Origin of the sequence: Vibrio sp. LaRot3 (assembly GCF_027587025.1) — a bacterium.
Lineage (GTDB): Bacteria > Pseudomonadota > Gammaproteobacteria > Enterobacterales > Vibrionaceae > Vibrio.
Genome location: NZ_JAPPTI010000017.1, coordinates 13,455 through 31,470, shown reverse-complemented (window position 1 = coordinate 31,470; position 18,016 = coordinate 13,455). Strand labels below are relative to the sequence as shown.

Genomic DNA, 18,016 nt, shown 5'->3' with positions numbered 1-18,016 from the left:
TAACGAGCTCTTGATTTACTTCCTTTGACAGCTTGCTGTCAAGATGACAGTCTGTTGTCAAAAGGAGTAAATATCATGATTAGAACCGTTCATATAGCCGTCTACCCGACATTGGCCGATTGGGAGATCGGTTTGCTCAGCGCTCATATCAATTCTTCGCAGTTTCAACGTGGAGAAGAACAGTTCCAAATTGTGACTGTCGCTAAGAGTCTTGCACCGATCAGAACTAAGGGTGGGATGACGATCTTGCCCGATATCTCCTTGGAACAACTCGATGTAAAACATAGCGCTATACTAATTTTGCCAGGAGCAGACAATTCGCATGAAATCGATGTGTTTGCCCCCAAAACATTTGAATATAAGAAGGCGAAAATACCCATGGCGGCGATTTGCGGAGCTACGGCTATGTTGGCGCGAAACGGTCTGCTCAATGATGTTGAGCACACTAGCAACATGAAAGCTTTCTTAGAAGGAAAGAGTTATCAAGGTGCTCATCTGTACAGAGATGTGCCAGCAGTATCTGACGGAAATATTATTACTGCGTCAGGTCTTGCTCCAGTTGAGTTTAGTGTGGAAGTATTTCGTCAATTAGAGGTGTATAGCGAAATGGCTTTAAGCGCTTGGTTTGATTTATTTAAGCACCAAGATGCGAGTGCGTTTTTTCGTTTTATGGAGGGTTGTAAGAGTGAGTGAAAAGCAAAAAGTCCTTGGTAACTTGGCATTCGCAAGTTTTGCTCTAAATGGTCGTGTTCTTGAACTGGCTGAAAGTATAGCAAGTCATGGGGGGATAACGGCAACTCGTTGGCAAGTGTTGGGGGCGGTACTGGAACAACCTTTAACTCAAACAGCGATCGCTCATCGGATGGGGATCAGTAGACAGAGTGTTCAGAGAACAGCAAATCAACTAGTGAAAGATGGCCTTTTGCAAGCGATCGATAATCCATTACACCGAAAAGCAAGTTTATTTGAAGTGACAGCAAAGGGTTTAGAGGCCATTGACAAAATCCGCCCTCACCATGCGATGGTAGCAGGCAAACTGCTTGAAAGCATAAGTGAAGAAAAGCTGGAGAAAATCACTGAGTTAATGAATGAACTGTCGATAGAAATTGGGAAAATAACTCATGGGGAGAGGTAGCTTTCTCTGATGCTCTAGTGAATGGTTTATTTATCAATTTAGTGATCGGGTGAATATGTCTAACTCATTGTAATTCATTGATTTTACTTTAATTTAAACCATAGCTAAAACCTATTGAATTAATAAGAATATCTAGTTTTATAAAGCGCTAACTTAGGTCTAATCTTCTAAAGATAAACAAGGCGGAAATCGCCGATAAAGCAATAAATATCTCTGGAAGGAAATAACTATGAGTAAGAAGCTCACTACTGCTGCGGGCTGCCCTGTAGCGCATAACCAAAATGTCATGACCGCAGGGCCAAGAGGCCCGCAATTGCTTCAAGATGTTTGGTTTCTTGAAAAACTGGCTCACTTTGATCGTGAAGTGATTCCTGAGCGTCGTATGCACGCGAAAGGTTCCGGTGCTTACGGCACTTTCACGGTAACCCATGATATTAGCCAATATACACGCGCTAAAATCTTCTCTGAAATCGGCAAGAAGACAGATCTGTTTGCACGCTTCACCACAGTGGCTGGTGAGCGAGGTGCAGCCGACGCTGAGCGTGATATTCGCGGTTTTGCGTTGAAGTTCTATACCGAAGAAGGTAACTGGGACTTGGTAGGTAATAACACGCCAGTTTTCTTCTTGCGTGACCCGCTAAAATTCCCAGATCTTAACCATGCTGTAAAGCGCGACCCGCGTACTAACATGCGTAGTGCGACTAACAACTGGGACTTTTGGACATCTTTGCCTGAAGCCTTCCACCAAGTGACGATCGTAATGAGTGATCGTGGTATTCCTGCTTCATACCGTCACATGCATGGGTTTGGTAGTCATACCTTTAGTTTCATCAATGCTGAAAACGAACGTTTTTGGGTTAAGTTCCATTTCAAAACTCAGCAAGGCATTAAAAACCTGACCGACCAAGAAGCAGAGCAAATGATTGGTAAAGACCGCGAAAGTCACCAACGTGATTTGTATGAAGCGATTGAACGTCAGGACTTCCCTAAATGGAAGATGTATGTACAGATCATGCCAGAGCTAGAAGCGGATGAAGTTAACTTTAATCCATTCGATTTAACCAAAGTATGGTCGCAAAAAGATTACCCGTTGATCCCTGTGGGCGAGTTTGAGTTAAATCGCAACCCAGAAAACTTCCATGCTGAAGTTGAGCAATCAGCGTTTAACCCTGCGGCAGTGGTTCCGGGAATTAGCTTCTCACCAGACAAAATGCTGCAAGGTCGCTTGTTTGCTTATGGCGACGCACAGCGCTATCGTTTGGGTGTGAACCACCTTCAAATTCCGGTTAACGCGCCTCGTTGCCCAGTACATAGCTATCATCGTGATGGTGCAATGCGAGTGGACGGTAACTATGGTTCAACCATTGGTTATGAGCCAAACCATAAGCAAGAGTGGGCAGAACAACCAGACTATTCTGAGCCACCACTTCGTATCTCGGGTGATGCTGATCATTACGATCACCGTGTTGATGAAGACTACTTTAGCCAAGCGGGTGACTTGTTCCGCTTGATGAATGATGAGCAGCGTCAGCAGTTATTCGACAATACGGCACGCTCTATTGCGGGTGTTCCTGAATTCATTCAACAGAAACACATTGAGCACGCATACCAAGCTGATGAAGCCTATGGCTTAGGTTTAGAAAAAGCACTTGGCTTAAAATAACTTCAAACAATTAAAAAAGGCGCATTATGCGCCTTTTTTAATGTCTGTTTTTCACCGTTTCTAACAGCTGTTGATATAACGCTGTCGCCGCAGGGCCAGTATTGACGCCTTTGGGGAGAGTGAGATGCAAAGCAACCTGATAACGTTGAGATTGCTCTATTTGTAGCACTTTAATATTGGGGTTCTCTCGATACTGAACAAGATGTTCTGGCAGGCGACAGTAACCAACGCCTTGTTCTACAGCACGTAGTGCATGATCAAAGTTATCTACCGTGATGCGCTGTCTCGACTTAAGCCAGCCCACATCACGTCTCGTTTCCAAACCTTGGCCTAAGTCCCGCACCACAATTTGGCAAGTGGTGGCAAAGTCCGTCAATTGCAGGTTTTCCTTTGCTGCTAGTGGGTGGTGTGTTGCAACGACAGGCACCATAGTGGTAGTTCCGAAAGCCTCGGCAGGGTAGTTGGTAATAGGTAAATTGATTATAGAAATGTCGGCCTGCTCATTGACTACCATTTCAGTCGTTTTGGACAATGAGGTTTCAACGACCTGAATGGAAGTTGCACTATTACTCTCAAGAAACTTGCTCATTGGTTGGTAAAGCCAGAGAGGGTCGCACAAGTGATCAATCGCAATCGTGATTTCAGGCTCGACACCGCTGTTGAGTTGCGCACTCATTACCTCAAGTTCATGCGCTTGCTCAAGCATTGAATCTGCACGTCTCAATAGCGTCTTACCATGCTCGGTAAGCACAGCTCTGCGTCCTTTAACCGTAACCAACTCAATGCCCAACTGCTGCTCAAGTTTTTTCACTGAATAAATCAGTGTGGTATGGCTCTTATTTAGAGTGTGTGCAGCGGCTTGGATGCTTCCTGCTTGCTCGATGTGATGCAGTGTTTGCCATTGTTCTAAGGTGGTTTTTAGTCTCATTGGTCAATTTATTCGACAGTTAATGGCGAAATTATGAACTTTTTTGTCTAATTTATAAAGGTAATAATCATTTCATCCAAACGGAGGACAACAAAGAAAACACTGCTGTCCTAAGTGAAACTTTTTGATGTGAAGTAACAGAGGAACATAGCGATGACTAAATTATTACAAGTAGATTTCGATTTTCAGGGCCCATTCGGTGAAGAGATGGCGAACGCATTGGTGGGGCTTGCTGAGTCAATTAACCATGAACCGGGCATGATCTGGAAGATTTGGACTGAGAGTGAAAAAGACAAATTAGGTGGCGGCGTATACTTATTTGAGGACCAAGCGACGGCGCAAGCTTACTTAGCGATGCACACTGAACGTTTGACTCAAATGGGCGTGACAAACATTCGTGGCGTGATTTTCGATATTAATCAGCCATTAAGTACCATTAACCGTGGACCGATTTCTACTCACTAAGAGTATTGATTAACACTGTAAATCGTAGTCAGCAAAGAGATATGAGATAAGAGAGTATCGCAATGAACAACAAACAATTTCTTACCACCCATGGTGTTATTTATACCGCGTTTGCCATCGCACTGTTTTTTATTCCTAGCCTGATGTGGCCGATGTATGGGGTAGAGATTAATGATAAATATGCTTACTTTCTATCTCAACATACGTCGATTTTCTTGGGTGGCGTTGCCGCAGTGAGCTTAACGATGCGCAATATTGAGTCAGGCTTGGCCATGACTCAGCTGCTTAAAGCATTGCTAATCACCAATGTGCTTGGGGTGATTATTACGGTTTACGCAGCAGTGACGGGTATCTTTGTCGGTTTTGGTTGGAGCGATCCTGCGTTTTTCGCATTGTTGAGTGTCTTGTCGTATTTGCAATGGAAGAAGCGATAGAACATTAACTTAGCGAAAACATTGATAGTCTAGAAGCCTCTCAAAGAGGCTTTTTGTTACTCATTTCTCTGTATACCTCCTTCAGTCACTTTCATTTTCCAAGTTTTAGCGCCTTATACCTTAGTCTAAATTGTCGACAATTTACTTGAAAGGTCGCTTATTAATCGTCTATTTTGTAAACAAGTTAAGAGATTGTTGACACTTTGTTCTGAGTATCTTCAGGGCTGAGTGGTCTTAGAGGCTAAATAGACAAGATGAACAGTGAACTCAATTTAAAGCCTAGTGATTTAAAAAGCCTTGATTCAAAGGGTAATGGCGACAAAGAAAACACCAAGTCGGTGACGTTGACCGAAAGCTTAATTGAAGCGATTGTGAATGGCGATTTAGCGCAAGGCTGTAAGATTTCTGAGCCAGAGTTGGCTAAGCATTACCAAGTCAGTCGTGGGCCATTGCGTGAGGCGATCATGCGTCTTGAAGGGTTGGGCTTAATTGAGCGTATCGCCCATGTAGGGGCTCGTGTCATTACCTTAACCCCAGAAAAACTAGTTGAGTTATATGCTGTGCGTGAAGCGCTAGAAGGGATGGCCGCACGCTTAGCTGCAAGGCACATACAGCAAGATGAAATTCTAGCGTTAGAACTATTGCTTACCCAGCATTCCAATCATATTGAACAAGTCGAGGGCGCTTCTTACTTTCAGCAGCAAGGAGACTTTGATTTTCATTACCGCATCATAAAAGCCAGCCGTAATCAAAAGCTTATCGGCTTATTGTGCGATGAGCTGTATCACTTGCTGCGTATGTACCGTTACCAATCGCCGCGTGCACAATCTCGTCCGAAAGAGGCGCTAGCGGAACACCAATTTATTCTTCAAGCGATTCGCAATCGCGATGAAGAACTCGCTGAAATGTTAATGCGACGCCATATATCAGGCAGTCGCAAGCTGATTGAACAACAAATATAAGGAAGTAGCCATGAGTCAGTCTCCGGGGGCGAAGTTTCGACTCGCAGTAGAAACCAATCAACCATTACAAATTGTCGGTACGGTGAACCCGTATTGCGCCATGATGGCAAAAAACGTTGGCCATCAAGCGATCTATCTATCAGGCGGCGGTATTGCTAATGCTTCTTATGGATTACCCGATCTAGGCATAACCACCCTTAATGATGTGCTTGCAGATGTAGACCGAATCACCAATGCCTGCGATCTACCGTTATTGGTGGATATTGATACGGGGTTTGGCGGCGCATTTAATATTGCACGCACCATTAAATCGATAGAAAAAGCGGGCGCAGCCGCTGTGCATATTGAAGACCAAGTGGCGCAAAAGCGCTGTGGTCATAGGCCGAACAAGGCCATTGTTAGCCAACAAGAAATGGCTGATCGAGTAAAAGCTGCGGTCGATGCCAGAGTGGATCATGACTTTGTGATCATGGCTCGCACAGATGCCCTAGCAGTAGAGGGGATGGATAGCGCCATCGAGCGTGCTATTGCTTGTGTTGAAGCGGGCGCGGATATGATTTTCCCTGAGGCGATGAATCAACTAGACCAATACACTCAGTTCTCTAATGCTTTGCAGTCTGCAACGGGTAAGCATGTGCCGATTTTGGCCAACATTACCGAGTTTGGCCAAACGCCATTATATGGTTGTGAGCAGTTAGCCGCATCGAATGTGGATATGGTGCTTTACCCACTGAGTGCTTTCAGGGCGATGAACAAAGCCGCAGAGATGGTCTATCAACACCTGCTAACTGAGGGGAATCAAGAGGCGGTACTTGACTCCATGCAAACTCGTGCTGAGTTGTATGCCCATCTTAATTATCACCAATATGAAGATAAGCTCGACCAGCTGTTTTCAAAATAACTAGGCAAGCCATTAATTAACACCAAATCCAATAAACGTGAAACCGTCTGAGTGCGATTACTGAATTAAACAGAAATGCTCCAAAGAGAGCCCGCACCAGACAGAAAAGGAGTTCAACATGCCTTCTAAAGTACTAGACGGAGCAGGCCTTCGTGGCCAAAGCGCTGGTAGCACTGCGCTATGCACTGTCGGAAAATCAGGAACCGGTCTAACTTATCGAGGTTATGACATTACTGATTTAGCCAATAACGCTCAATTTGAAGAGGTCGCCCATTTGTTGCTGCGTGGCCATCTTCCTAATCAGCAAGAGCTTGATAATTACAAAACCTATTTGCTCAGCCTTCGAGGTTTACCCTCGCAGCTTAAGCAGGCGTTAGAGCTGATTCCTGCTGATGCGCACCCGATGGATGTAATGCGCACAGGCTGTTCTATGCTAGGTAACTTAGAACAAGAAACCGAGTTTTCCCAACAGTTGGTCGCCACTGAGCGCATGTTGGCGCTCTTTCCTGCCATTATTTGCTATTGGTATCGCTATAGCCATGACGGCGTAAGAGTGGATACGGAAGATCAAAGCCAAGATTGTATTGGTGGCTATTTTCTCAAGTTGCTCACGGATAAATCCCCGAGTGAGCTGCACAAACAGGTCATGCATTGTTCGCTGATTCTCTACGCGGAACATGAGTTCAATGCTTCCACTTTTGCTGCCCGTGTCTGTGCCTCGACTTTATCGGACATTCACTCTTGCATTACCGCTGCCATCGGCACTTTGCGTGGTCCTTTACACGGCGGTGCAAATGAAGCAGCGATGGAAATGATTCAAAATTGGCAAACGCCAGATGAAGCGGAGCAAAACATTCTGCGAATGTTGGCCAACAAAGACAAAATCATGGGCTTTGGTCATGCGATTTACCGAGAAAGCGACCCACGCAATGCGCTGATCAAACGTTGGTCAAAAGCGTTGTCTCAAGAGGTTGGCGACACGCATTTATACGCAGTGTCTGAGCGGGTTGAATCGGTCATGAAACGTGAGAAAGACTTGTTCTGTAATGCGGATTTTTTCCATGCATCGGCTTATCACTTTATGGGTATTCCAACCCCATTATTTACCCCAATTTTTGTCATGAGCCGTTTAACCGGCTGGGCTGCACACGTGTACGAGCAACGCGCGAATAACCGAATTATTCGTCCAAGTGCTGATTACACTGGCCCAGAGCATCAAGAGTGGTTGCCTATCGAGCAACGCCAATAACTCTTGATTCAAAACGGCGAATGCCACCGCTTGCCGGTGGCGATAATAACAAATTGGAAGCAAAGCCATGAGCATGAATAGTCTATACAGAAAGGCGCTGCCGGGCACTCATTTAGATTATTTCGATGTGCGCCAAGCGGTTGATGATATCGCGCCTAATTCATATCAAACTCTCCCTTACACTTCACGAGTATTGGCTGAGCAATTGGTTCGTCGCTGCGAGCCAGACAAACTGCAAGCCAGTTTAAGGCAGCTAATAGAGCGCAAGCGTGATTTAGATTTTCCTTGGTATCCGGCTCGGGTGGTGTGCCACGACATTCTCGGCCAAACTGCATTGGTTGACTTAGCTGGCCTACGTGATGCGATAGCGGAACAAGGGGGAGACCCTGCCAAAGTTAATCCGGTGGTTGAAACTCAGCTGATCGTCGACCATTCCCTAGCAGTTGAACACGGGGGCTGTGATGCGAAAGCTTTTGAAAAGAATCGCGCTATAGAAGATCGCCGCAATGAGGACAGATTTCACTTTATCGAGTGGTGTAAAACCGCATTTGAGAATGTAAGTGTGATTCCGGCGGGTAACGGCATCATGCATCAAATTAACCTTGAGAAGATGTCTCCGGTTGTACAAGCCAAAGATGGTGTGGCGTATCCTGATACCTGTGTTGGTACAGATAGTCACACCCCGCATGTCGATGCTCTTGGTGTCATCGCAATCGGTGTGGGTGGCTTAGAAGCAGAAACCGTGATGCTTGGTCGCCCGTCAATGATGCGTCTGCCCGATATTGTCGGGGTAAAACTCACAGGTCAGCGCCAAGCGGGCATTACTGCGACTGATATCGTATTGGCGATTACCGAGTTTCTGCGTCATCAAAAAGTGGTCTCCTGCTATTTAGAATTCTTTGGTGAAGGAGCGAGCGATCTCACCATTGGTGACCGTGCAACCATCTCAAACATGACGCCAGAATATGGCGCCACCGCTGGCATGTTTTACATCGATCAGCAAACCCTCAACTATTTGAAGTTAACAGGGCGAGACGATGAACAGGTGCAGTTGGTGGAAACCTACGCCAAACAAGTGGGCTTATGGGCGGATGATCTAAACACTGCCCAATATGAGCGGGTACTTGAATTTGATTTATCAGCGGTGACACGCAATCTCGCGGGACCATCCAATCCACATCGTCGTTTACCCACTTCGGAGCTTACGCAACGAGGTATTGCGGGCGAATGGCAGCAAGAGCTACCCGATGATCAATTGCCAGATGGGGCTGTGATCATTGCTGCGATTACCTCCTGCACCAACACCAGTAACCCTCGAAATGTTGTTGCGGCAGGGTTAGTGGCGAAAAAGGCCAATAAACTTGGCTTAGTGCGTAAGCCTTGGGTGAAGTCTTCGTTTGCTCCCGGCTCGAAAGTCGCCAAGCTTTACCTGCAAGAATCTGGCTTGTTGAAAGAGTTAGAACAGCTTGGTTTTGGCATCGTCGCTTATGCCTGTACAACGTGTAATGGTATGAGTGGTGCATTAGACCCAGCCATTCAGCAGCAGATCATTGACCGTGACTTGTATTCAACCGCTGTGCTTTCGGGTAACCGAAACTTTGATGGCCGAATTCATCCTTATGCTAAGCAAGCGTTTTTAGCTTCGCCGCCATTAGTGGTTGCTTATGCGCTAGCGGGGACAATTCGATTTGATATAGAGCGTGATGCACTCGGGACAAATGCTCAAGGAGAGCCAATTTACCTAAGTGATTTGTGGCCGAGCGATGAAGAAATTGATGCCGTGGTCGAGCAAAGCGTTAAGCCAGAGCAGTTTAAGCAAGTCTATATTCAGATGTTCAAATTGGACGATGCAGAGCGAAGTGAAAGCCCGCTGTACGATTGGCGAGAAATGAGTACTTACATACGTCGGCCGCCTTATTGGCAGGGAGCACTCGCCGGAGAAAGAACCCTATCGGCTATGCGTCCGTTAGCCATTTTGGGTGACAACATTACCACTGACCATCTATCACCCTCTAATGCGATTTTACCAAGCAGTGCGGCCGGTGAGTACTTAGCAAAAATGGGATTGCCCGAACAAGACTTTAACTCCTATGCCACCCATAGGGGGGATCATTTGACCGCTCAACGAGCAACCTTTGCCAATCCAAAATTGTTTAATGAAATGGTTAAGCAACAAGGGAAAGTTGTGCAGGGGTCATTGGCCCGTGTAGAGCCTGAAGGGAAAGTGACTCGCATGTGGGAGGCGATTGAAACGTACATGAACCGTCAGCAACCGCTCATCGTTGTGGCAGGCGCTGATTATGGTCAAGGCTCGTCTCGTGATTGGGCAGCAAAGGGGGTGCGTCTTGCGGGAGTAGAGGCCATTGTGGCCGAAGGTTTTGAACGTATTCATCGAACCAATCTGGTCGGAATGGGGGTATTACCATTGCAATTCAAAGTTGGGACAGACCGCCATACATTACAGCTAGATGGCACAGAGTTGTATGACGTAGTGGGGCACATCACTCCGGGGGCTGATTTGGCTTTGGTTATCACTCGGGCGAATGGCGAAAAGATGGATGTTCCAGTGACTTGCCGTCTAGATACAGAAGATGAAGTGAGCGTTTATCAAGCCGGCGGCGTATTACAGCGTTTCGCCCAAGACTTCTTAGCGGCTTAGGGTAGCGTTATGGAAAAGTCAATTAAGCAGTCACAACAATCTCAGCTGAGAATTCCTGCTACCTATATGCGTGGTGGAACCAGCAAAGGGGCATTTTTTCGGCTGCAAGATTTGCCAGCACCAGCCCAAGTGGCAGGGGAAGCGCGCGATAAGCTGTTGATGCGGATAATTGGTAGCCCTGATGCGTATCAGAAACAGATCGATGGGATGGGTGGGGCAACGTCGAGCACTAGTAAAGCCGTGATTGTGTCGAAGAGTAGTCAGCCAAATCATGATGTGGATTATTTATTCGGACAAGTCGCCATTGATAAGCCATTCGTTGATTGGAGCGGTAATTGCGGAAACTTGTCCGCTGCGGTTGGGCCATTCGCTGTGCATGCTGGTCTGGTGGATCCTAAGCGAGTGCCAGAAAACGGAATTGCGCAAGTGCGTATTTGGCAAGCCAATATTGAAAAGACCATAGTCGTGCACGTTCCCATGGTCGATGGGGAGGTGCAGGAAATGGGCAGTTTCGAGTTAGATGGGGTGACCTTTCCGGCGGCTGAAGTACCAGTTGATTTTGTCCGTCCTGCGGCTGAAGGCAGCCTTTTCCCGACAGGTAATGTAGTGGATGAACTTGATGTGCCTGATGTAGGAAGGTTTCCGGCCACATTAATCAATGCTGGCATCCCAACCATCTTCATTCAAGCGCAGGCTCTCGGTTATCAAGGCACTGAGCTACAGCCGGAGATTAATGCTGATGCTGCTGCGTTAGATCGCTTTGAAATGATAAGAGCACATGGCGCATTAAAAATGGGTCTGATAGAAGATTTAGAGCAAGCCAAGACTCGTCAGCACACGCCGAAAATCGCGTTTGTCTCTGCGCCCAAAAGTTATCTGAGTTCGAGTGGGAAACAGGTTGAACGAGAGCAAGTAGACTTATTGGTTCGCGCGCTTTCGATGGGGCAATTGCATCATGCCATGATGGGAACAGCCTCAGTAGCAATAGCCTCTGCTGCCGCAATTCCCGGCACGTTAGTGAACTTGGCTGCGGGAGGTGGTGAACGAGAAACCGTTACTTTTGGTCATCCATCCGGAACGCTCAAAGTTGGCGCACAAGCATCGTGTTCGCAAGATCAGCAATGGCAAATTGAAAAAGTGACTATGAGCCGCAGTGCCCGAATATTGATGGAGGGCGTTGTGCGTGTTCCCTCCGACGTATTTTCATAACGATAAAGCAGTATCAAAACCAAGTTAGAGCAGTATCGAGACATACTGGAGGAAGCACTATGTCTGAGTATCACAAGGAATATCTTTGGGCTAAAAACGAGCCTGAGCAATTTTGGCGGCAGCAATCCGAGCAGATCGACTGGTTTCAACCACCCAATACCATTTTAGCCACGGACGAAAACGGCATTGAACGTTGGTTTCCCGATGGGTTGCTCAATACTTCATGGTTGGCGTTGGACTACCACTGCGAGCAGGGGCGAGGTGACAACATTGCCTTGATTTATGATTCGCCGGTAACCGGAGCAAAGCAAACTTTTAGCTATCAACAATTGCGTGATCAAGTGGCGAAGATTGCTGGCATGTTGGCTAAGCAAGGCGTGAATAAAGGCGATCGTGTGGTGATTTATATGCCGATGATTCCAGAAGCGGCCATGGCCATGCTTGCTTGTGCTCGTCTGGGGGCTATCCATTCGGTGGTGTTTGGTGGCTTTGCGCCTAACGAATTAGCCGTGCGAATTGAAGATGCTGAGCCTAAGGTGATCATGACGGCCTCTTGCGGGATTGAAATTAACAAAGTACTGCCATACAAACCTATGGTCGACCAAGCAATTATGGATAGCCGCTGGAAGCCGGAAACAGTGTTTGTATTGCAAAGACCACAAGTAATCGCAGACCTAAATCAAGACCGTGACATTGACTGGCAACAAGCCTATCAAGATGCGCTACCTCATGCTTGTGTCCCAGTACTTGCCACTGATCCGCTTTATATTTTGTATACCTCAGGCACGACAGGTAAGCCAAAAGGTGTGGTGCGAGATAATGGTGGTCATGCTGTTGCGATGAAATATTCGATGAGCACGATTTACAACATGCCGCAAGATGGTGTGTTTTGGGCGGCATCCGATGTGGGTTGGGTGGTCGGCCATTCTTATATTGTCTATGCCCCGTTGATTCATGGCTGCACAACGATTTTGTATGAAGGAAAACCAGTTCGTACACCTGATCCGGGCGCATTTTGGCGAGTGTGCGAAGAGTACCGAGTCGATGCGCTGTTCTCTGCTCCAACAGCATTTCGAGCGATCAAAAAAGAAGATCCTCAAGGGGATTATTTAAACCAATACGATCTCAGCCAATTAAAAACGATTTTTATGGCAGGGGAGCGGCTCGATCCGCCAACACTGGATTGGGTAGAATCACAAACGGACAAACCTGTGGTGGATCATTGGTGGCAAACGGAGACTGGCTGGGCGATAGCGGGCAACCCGACGGGGCTTGAAATGATGCCGGTAAAAGCAGGCTCTGCCACCAAACCTATTCCCGGCTATCAAGTAGAAATCCTCAATGAGCTAGGCGAGTCAGCGCAGGCCAATCAGCAAGGTTATATCGCCTTAAAACGCCCATTGCCACCAAGTTGTTTACCCACCGTATGGCGCAACCATGACCGCTTTGAATCAGGCTATTTAAGTCAGTTTCCGGGCTACTACGTGTCAGGTGATGGAGGCTATCTCGATCAAGATGGTTATTTGTTTATTATGGGGCGAATTGACGATGTGATTAACGTAGCCGGGCATAGGCTATCCACCGGCGAGATGGAAGAAATCGTTGGTGCACATCCAGCCATCGCTGAGTGTGCGGTCGTAGGCATCCATGACGATTTGAAAGGTCAACTACCATTAGGCTTTGTGGTGCTAAAAGACGGGATAAGCATTGATTCGCTGCAATTAGAGGGCGAATTGGTCTCTAAAGTGCGTGATTCTATTGGTGCAGTGGCCTGCTTCAAACATGCTTTGGTAGTAGAGCGATTACCGAAAACACGCTCCGGTAAGATATTACGTCGCACTATTCGTCAAATCGCTGATGGTGAGTCTTACACCGTTCCATCAACCATCGATGACCCATCCAGTATCAGCGAGATAGAGCGCGTATTACGAAGTTAGCTGATGATCAAAGACGTCACGGTTTGAAAGGAGCAGTAAAATGCTCCTTTTTTCATTGAATCAATAGTTTATAATCGTGGCTCATTATCAGGTCGATGATGATTTGTAACCAAGGAAGAAACATGAAGCCGCATCACCAGCAATTTTTAGAACAGTATCTGTCTCAGTTAACCACCGAACAGCGCAGTCAAATCCCACAAACCGTAGCTGAGTATTTTTGTGCTGATGAATACAATGCAAACCAATGTGCCAAGCTGATCGATCAGGGTATAAAGACGGCTTCATGCAGTTTAAAGCAAGGTTATGAGATAGAAGGTGAGCCATTGCCACAAGTCGGTCGGTTAACCGTAATTTTAGATTGGCAAGAGAACCCGGTGTGCATCGTTAAGTTGACTCAGGTGGATGTTTGCCCGTTCGATCAAGTTACACCAGAGTTTGCGTATGCTGAGGGGGAAGGCGATCGTAGCTATCAATGGTGGCATGATGCCCATGTGAAATTTTTTACTCAATATGCTCAACAAATTGGCGCAGAGTTCGATACATCTTCTGATCTAGTGTTAGAGCGGTTCGAGAAGGTTTACCCAGTCTAATCGTGCGGGAGTAGTTGAAAATACTAATGGTTTTATAAACTACGCTCGGTATGACTAGCGTGAATTCGATAGACTGAATGTCTGGATACCAATCTGCATTTGAACATTGAAAGGAATCGCTATGTCAAAGTTAGAGCTAGATATTTATGTTGTCGACGCATTTACCGATCAGCAGTTTAAGGGCAATTCAGCAGCAGTTGTACCGGTAACGCAATGGCCTAGCGTGGAGCTGATGCAATCCATCGCCGCAGAAAATAACCTATCTGAAACGGCTTTTATTGTTCCTGTTAATCAAAAGCTTGGTTACACAAGCTCTTCCAATCAATATCAAATTCGTTGGTTTTCTCCTCTGACTGAAATTGATTTTTGTGGTCATGCTACGTTGGCCGCATCGTTTGTGCTGTTTAATCAGCTTGGTGTTACTGGCGAAATCGAATATTTGACTCAAGAAGTCGGGAATCTTTTTGTGCAGCAAAAGCAAAATGGCCGAATTGAAATGAGCTTCCCGAATCAAAAGCCAGATGAGATTGAAGAAACACCGAGTGCATTGTTAGATGGGCTGTCTCGAGCTCCAGTAAAAGTGCTAAGGAATCGACAAGCCTATGTGGCGGTGTTGGCCAGCGAGCAAGATGTGTTCGACGTAGAGTACGATTCAGACCAGCTTAAACAGCTTGCGCCGTATGATGTGGTAGTGACAGCAAAGGGGAGTGAGTACGATTTTGTCTCACGTTACTTTTGGCCTGCTAACGGTGGTGATGAAGATCCGGTGACAGGCTCGATTCACACTGGACTTGCGCCTTACTGGGCAGAGCAACTTGGTAAACAGAATTTGGTGGCTTTACAAGCATCTAAGCGTAGTGGAGTACTGCACTGCCAACTTGTGGGTGATCGTGTATTGGTGTCAGGCACGGGCGTGTTGTACCTCAAAGGCACGATATACGTTTAGGGGGCGAGATGGATTACTTCTATTCATTGGTATTGTTTGCTATTGCCTCTTCGGCTACGCCAGGTCCAAATAACATTTTGGTGCTCACCTCAGGGCTTAACTTTGGCGTAAAACGTAGCTTACCTTTACTCAGTGGTATCTGTGTCGGCTTTGCTTTCATGCTAATGCTGGTGGGTGTTGGGTTTGGTTATATATTCGAGTTGTTTCCCAGTTTGCACTTAGTCATTAAGGTTGTAGGCACGGCCTATTTACTCTATTTATCGTGGTTAATTGCTACATCAAGTGGTGGCCTCAAGGCCACAGAAAATGCGAAGCCAATGAGTTTTGTAAAAGGCGCACTGTTTCAGTGGGTCAATGCCAAAGCATGGGTTGTTGCTACAGGGGCTATCGCCGCTTTTACAACGACAGGAGAGGCGTTTGCGACTCAGACTGCGACTCTAGTTTTAACGTTCTTAGTGTTGTCTGTTCCTAGTGTTGGCATCTGGTTAATGTTTGGCGCTTGGTTGAAAAAATTCCTGCAAACCGAGCGAAATCTCAAGCTGTTTAACTACAGCATGGCCTTGTTGCTTGCGGCATCTGTCATTCCTGTGGTGCAAGAGATAGCCAAAGCATTTGCTTGAAAATAAGGCTTTTATACTAATCTATTCAGGCGTGTTAGCTTGTTTTAATACGCCTGATTGAATATCAAATATCACTAAAATTCCTCTAGTGCTGTTTTGTCTCCCGCTACTGCTAGTTTCTCCATTTAGTCGAAAATGGTTTTCATTTACATTACTGCCATCTCACATCATCCAGTCATTAGGGGAGACTCTAGGTGAACAATAAAGCAGTACTAGCAGCCGCTATTTTAGGAACACTTGCTTATGGACAAAGCGTCGCCGCACCGCAAGCGGACGAGACGGTTATTGTGCATGCTGCTCGTGTAGCAAAGGACATGAAAGATATTTCGCAAAGCATGGACTATCTCTCTGCTGAGGATATTGAAAAGCACCGTTATAAGACCGTAGCGGATGCGATTAAGTCTATCGCAAACATTGTGTTACCAGAGCTACCGGGCGATTACAGTTACATTCAAGTGCGTGGATTACCACGTCACTTAGAGCAAAGTAACGTGCCAATTTACGTTGATGGTGTACCGCAGACCAGTTTATATGGCCTCAACCTATTGTTGAAAGACGTTGAGTCGATTGAGTTCTTACGTGGGCCCCAAGGTAACACTTATGGCAGTAATGCTCGTGACGGTATTATTGTTATTACCACCAAAAAACAGGGCAATGATCCTTCTGCGTCCTTTGAGTTAGGTGTTGCTAACTACGATCAACAAAGCGGAACGGTGACTGCGGGTACGGCGCTGATTGAAGACGTGTTGACTGCGAAAGTTACGTTAGATTACTTATCTCGAGATGGTTTTGTTGAGAATACTCACCTTAATAAATCGGTAGATCCTAAAGAGCAACGTTCGGCCATGTTAAGCCTGCATTGGACTCCAAGCAGTGACTGGACAGCGAACCTTTACCTTGACCACACCACATTAGAAAGTGGCGTATATCCATATGTGAAAGATGATCCGAAGACCGAGCGTGGTGATGATCTGAAAACGGCTACCGATATCGAAGGTTTGTTCGATCAAACCTCAAAAGGTGCAGCCTTGAATGTTACTTGGACAGGGTTAGAAAATTGGCAACTAAGCTCAGTTACGGGTATTCGTGAAATTGATACTTATGGCCGTTTCGATGCCGATTTAGTGGTCACGCCTCCCGCTGGGTCTGCTTATCTTGATAACTATATTCGTGAAAAAGATACCTTCCAAGAACTGCGTTTAAATTCTAACTTAGGTGCGTTACCTGTTGATTGGACATTTGGCGCTGCGTTTTATCGCTCTCATGAAGATAACAACAACTTCACCGAGATGGATCTAAACAAAATGCAGCTTACCAAGACCGCTGGTAAGTATACCCGAGATACTTACACCGCTTATATGGATGCGAGTTGGCGTTTTGCGCCGACATGGACACTAAAAGCAGGCGCACGTTACACCAAAGAAGATTTCCAGATCGACTCTCAGTTCTACAGCATGTTCCGTTTCCCATTTGAAACGCAGGGCAGCTACGAGAAAGACTATTCTGAGTTCTTACCTAACTTCGCCATCAGCAAAGATTTCGGCAAAAATCACACCGTCTATGCGAGCTATGGTGAAGGCATGTTAAGTGGTGGTGGTTCATGGATTGCGGAAGCGAGCGACAGCTCGGGCAATCTAGGTCATGGCTTACCTTATGATCCTGAAACCAGCGAAGTGTACGAGCTTGGTTATAAGAGCTATTGGAATGATCGTACTATCATCGCCGATATTAACGTGTTCGATATGCGTGTGAATAACCTGCAATACGCTTATCAAGACCCGACGACAGGGGCGAATGCGATTGCACCAATTAAAGAAGTCCGCTCACGTGGTATCGAAGGCTCAATCAGCGCACTCATTAATGATGTGTGGGAAGCGGCACTGAGCTTTGGTTTCAATGATGCCAAGGTCACTCAAGTGGATGGCTACACGGGAGCGAGTTACTCTGAAGGCGCACGCATTCCATTTGCACCGGAGCATACGGTCAATGTTGAAGCGACCTATTACGGTGAAATTGGCGACAACTGGACGTTTACTCCAAACCTCGGAGTTGGCTTCTATGGTGAAATGGCACTAGATAAGCAAGGTAACAACTTCCAAGACCCTTACTTTGTGGTTGATGCCAATGTTCGATTCAATTACCGAGATGACTTTGAAATTCGACTCTGGGGCGTGAACATCACCGACGAGCGATACAAAACCTATTCGGTTAACTGGGGTGGGACAGGCTTTAGCAATTATGGTGACCCAGTGCGATTTGGTGTCGATTTAAGCGCTAACTTCTAATCATAAGGGCTTTCATCATTCGATTTGAAAGCC

16 protein-coding genes are annotated in these 18,016 nt (G+C 46.3%); 15 read left to right on the top strand and 1 reads right to left on the bottom strand.

From position 1 onward, the window contains the following. The first annotated feature begins 75 nt into the window (after window positions 1-75). From OH461_RS19025 to OH461_RS19015, 3 genes are all read left to right on the top strand, one after another. Window positions 76-693, top strand: a complete 618-nt coding sequence (locus OH461_RS19025) for a DJ-1/PfpI family protein (RefSeq protein ID WP_270022121.1) — start codon at window positions 76-78, stop codon at window positions 691-693. Then, window positions 686-1,135, top strand: a complete 450-nt coding sequence (locus OH461_RS19020) for a MarR family winged helix-turn-helix transcriptional regulator (protein ID WP_270022119.1) — start codon at window positions 686-688, stop codon at window positions 1,133-1,135. Before OH461_RS19025 ends, OH461_RS19020 begins: the two co-directional genes overlap by 8 nt. 229 nt (window positions 1,136-1,364) lie before the next feature. Continuing rightward, on the top strand, window positions 1,365-2,798 hold the full coding sequence (locus OH461_RS19015; RefSeq protein ID WP_270022118.1) for a catalase: 1,434 nt from the start codon (window positions 1,365-1,367) through the stop codon (window positions 2,796-2,798). A gap of 37 nt (window positions 2,799-2,835) precedes the next feature. On the opposite strand, the gene OH461_RS19010 is transcribed toward OH461_RS19015, so the two are convergent. Then, window positions 2,836-3,726, bottom strand: coding sequence for a LysR family transcriptional regulator (locus tag OH461_RS19010; protein ID WP_270022117.1), 891 nt, complete (start codon window positions 3,724-3,726; stop codon window positions 2,836-2,838). Window positions 3,727-3,879: 153 nt separating this feature from the next. Between OH461_RS19010 and OH461_RS19005 the strand changes: the two genes are divergently transcribed. From OH461_RS19005 to OH461_RS18950, 12 genes are all read left to right on the top strand, one after another. Beyond that, window positions 3,880-4,191: a monooxygenase gene (locus tag OH461_RS19005; RefSeq protein ID WP_270022116.1), complete on the top strand. Its 312-nt coding sequence runs from the start codon at window positions 3,880-3,882 to the stop codon at window positions 4,189-4,191. A 62-nt stretch (window positions 4,192-4,253) separates the two neighbouring features. Then, window positions 4,254-4,625 carry a hypothetical protein gene (locus OH461_RS19000; RefSeq protein ID WP_270022115.1) on the top strand — a complete coding sequence of 124 codons (372 nt, stop codon included), beginning with the start codon at window positions 4,254-4,256 and terminating at the stop codon, window positions 4,623-4,625. A 254-nt stretch (window positions 4,626-4,879) separates the two neighbouring features. Next, window positions 4,880-5,587 carry a GntR family transcriptional regulator gene (locus OH461_RS18995; RefSeq protein ID WP_270022114.1) on the top strand — a complete coding sequence of 236 codons (708 nt, stop codon included), beginning with the start codon at window positions 4,880-4,882 and terminating at the stop codon, window positions 5,585-5,587. A 10-nt stretch (window positions 5,588-5,597) separates the two neighbouring features. Continuing rightward, on the top strand, window positions 5,598-6,488 hold the full coding sequence (gene prpB / locus OH461_RS18990) for a methylisocitrate lyase (RefSeq protein ID WP_270022113.1): 891 nt from the start codon (window positions 5,598-5,600) through the stop codon (window positions 6,486-6,488). A gap of 118 nt (window positions 6,489-6,606) precedes the next feature. Further along, window positions 6,607-7,737: a bifunctional 2-methylcitrate synthase/citrate synthase gene (gene prpC / locus OH461_RS18985; protein WP_270022112.1), complete on the top strand. Its 1,131-nt coding sequence runs from the start codon at window positions 6,607-6,609 to the stop codon at window positions 7,735-7,737. A 67-nt stretch (window positions 7,738-7,804) separates the two neighbouring features. Beyond that, complete coding sequence (gene acnD, locus OH461_RS18980) at window positions 7,805-10,396, top strand: Fe/S-dependent 2-methylisocitrate dehydratase AcnD (RefSeq protein WP_270022111.1); 2,592 nt, start codon at window positions 7,805-7,807, stop codon at window positions 10,394-10,396. A gap of 9 nt (window positions 10,397-10,405) precedes the next feature. Next, window positions 10,406-11,605, top strand: a complete 1,200-nt coding sequence (prpF, locus tag OH461_RS18975) for a 2-methylaconitate cis-trans isomerase PrpF (RefSeq protein WP_270022110.1) — start codon at window positions 10,406-10,408, stop codon at window positions 11,603-11,605. A gap of 59 nt (window positions 11,606-11,664) precedes the next feature. After that, on the top strand, window positions 11,665-13,542 hold the full coding sequence (locus tag OH461_RS18970) for a propionyl-CoA synthetase (protein ID WP_270022109.1): 1,878 nt from the start codon (window positions 11,665-11,667) through the stop codon (window positions 13,540-13,542). Between the two features lie 122 nt (window positions 13,543-13,664). After that, on the top strand, window positions 13,665-14,132 hold the full coding sequence (locus OH461_RS18965) for an ASCH domain-containing protein (RefSeq protein ID WP_270022108.1): 468 nt from the start codon (window positions 13,665-13,667) through the stop codon (window positions 14,130-14,132). Window positions 14,133-14,253: 121 nt separating this feature from the next. Continuing rightward, complete coding sequence (locus OH461_RS18960; RefSeq protein WP_270022107.1) at window positions 14,254-15,078, top strand: PhzF family phenazine biosynthesis protein; 825 nt, start codon at window positions 14,254-14,256, stop codon at window positions 15,076-15,078. Between the two features lie 8 nt (window positions 15,079-15,086). Next, entirely contained in the window at window positions 15,087-15,698 is a 612-nt protein-coding gene (locus OH461_RS18955; RefSeq protein ID WP_270022106.1) for a LysE family translocator, read from the top strand. A 194-nt stretch (window positions 15,699-15,892) separates the two neighbouring features. Next, window positions 15,893-17,983, top strand: coding sequence for a TonB-dependent receptor (locus OH461_RS18950; RefSeq protein ID WP_270022105.1), 2,091 nt, complete (start codon window positions 15,893-15,895; stop codon window positions 17,981-17,983). The last annotated feature ends 33 nt before the right edge of the window (window positions 17,984-18,016 follow it).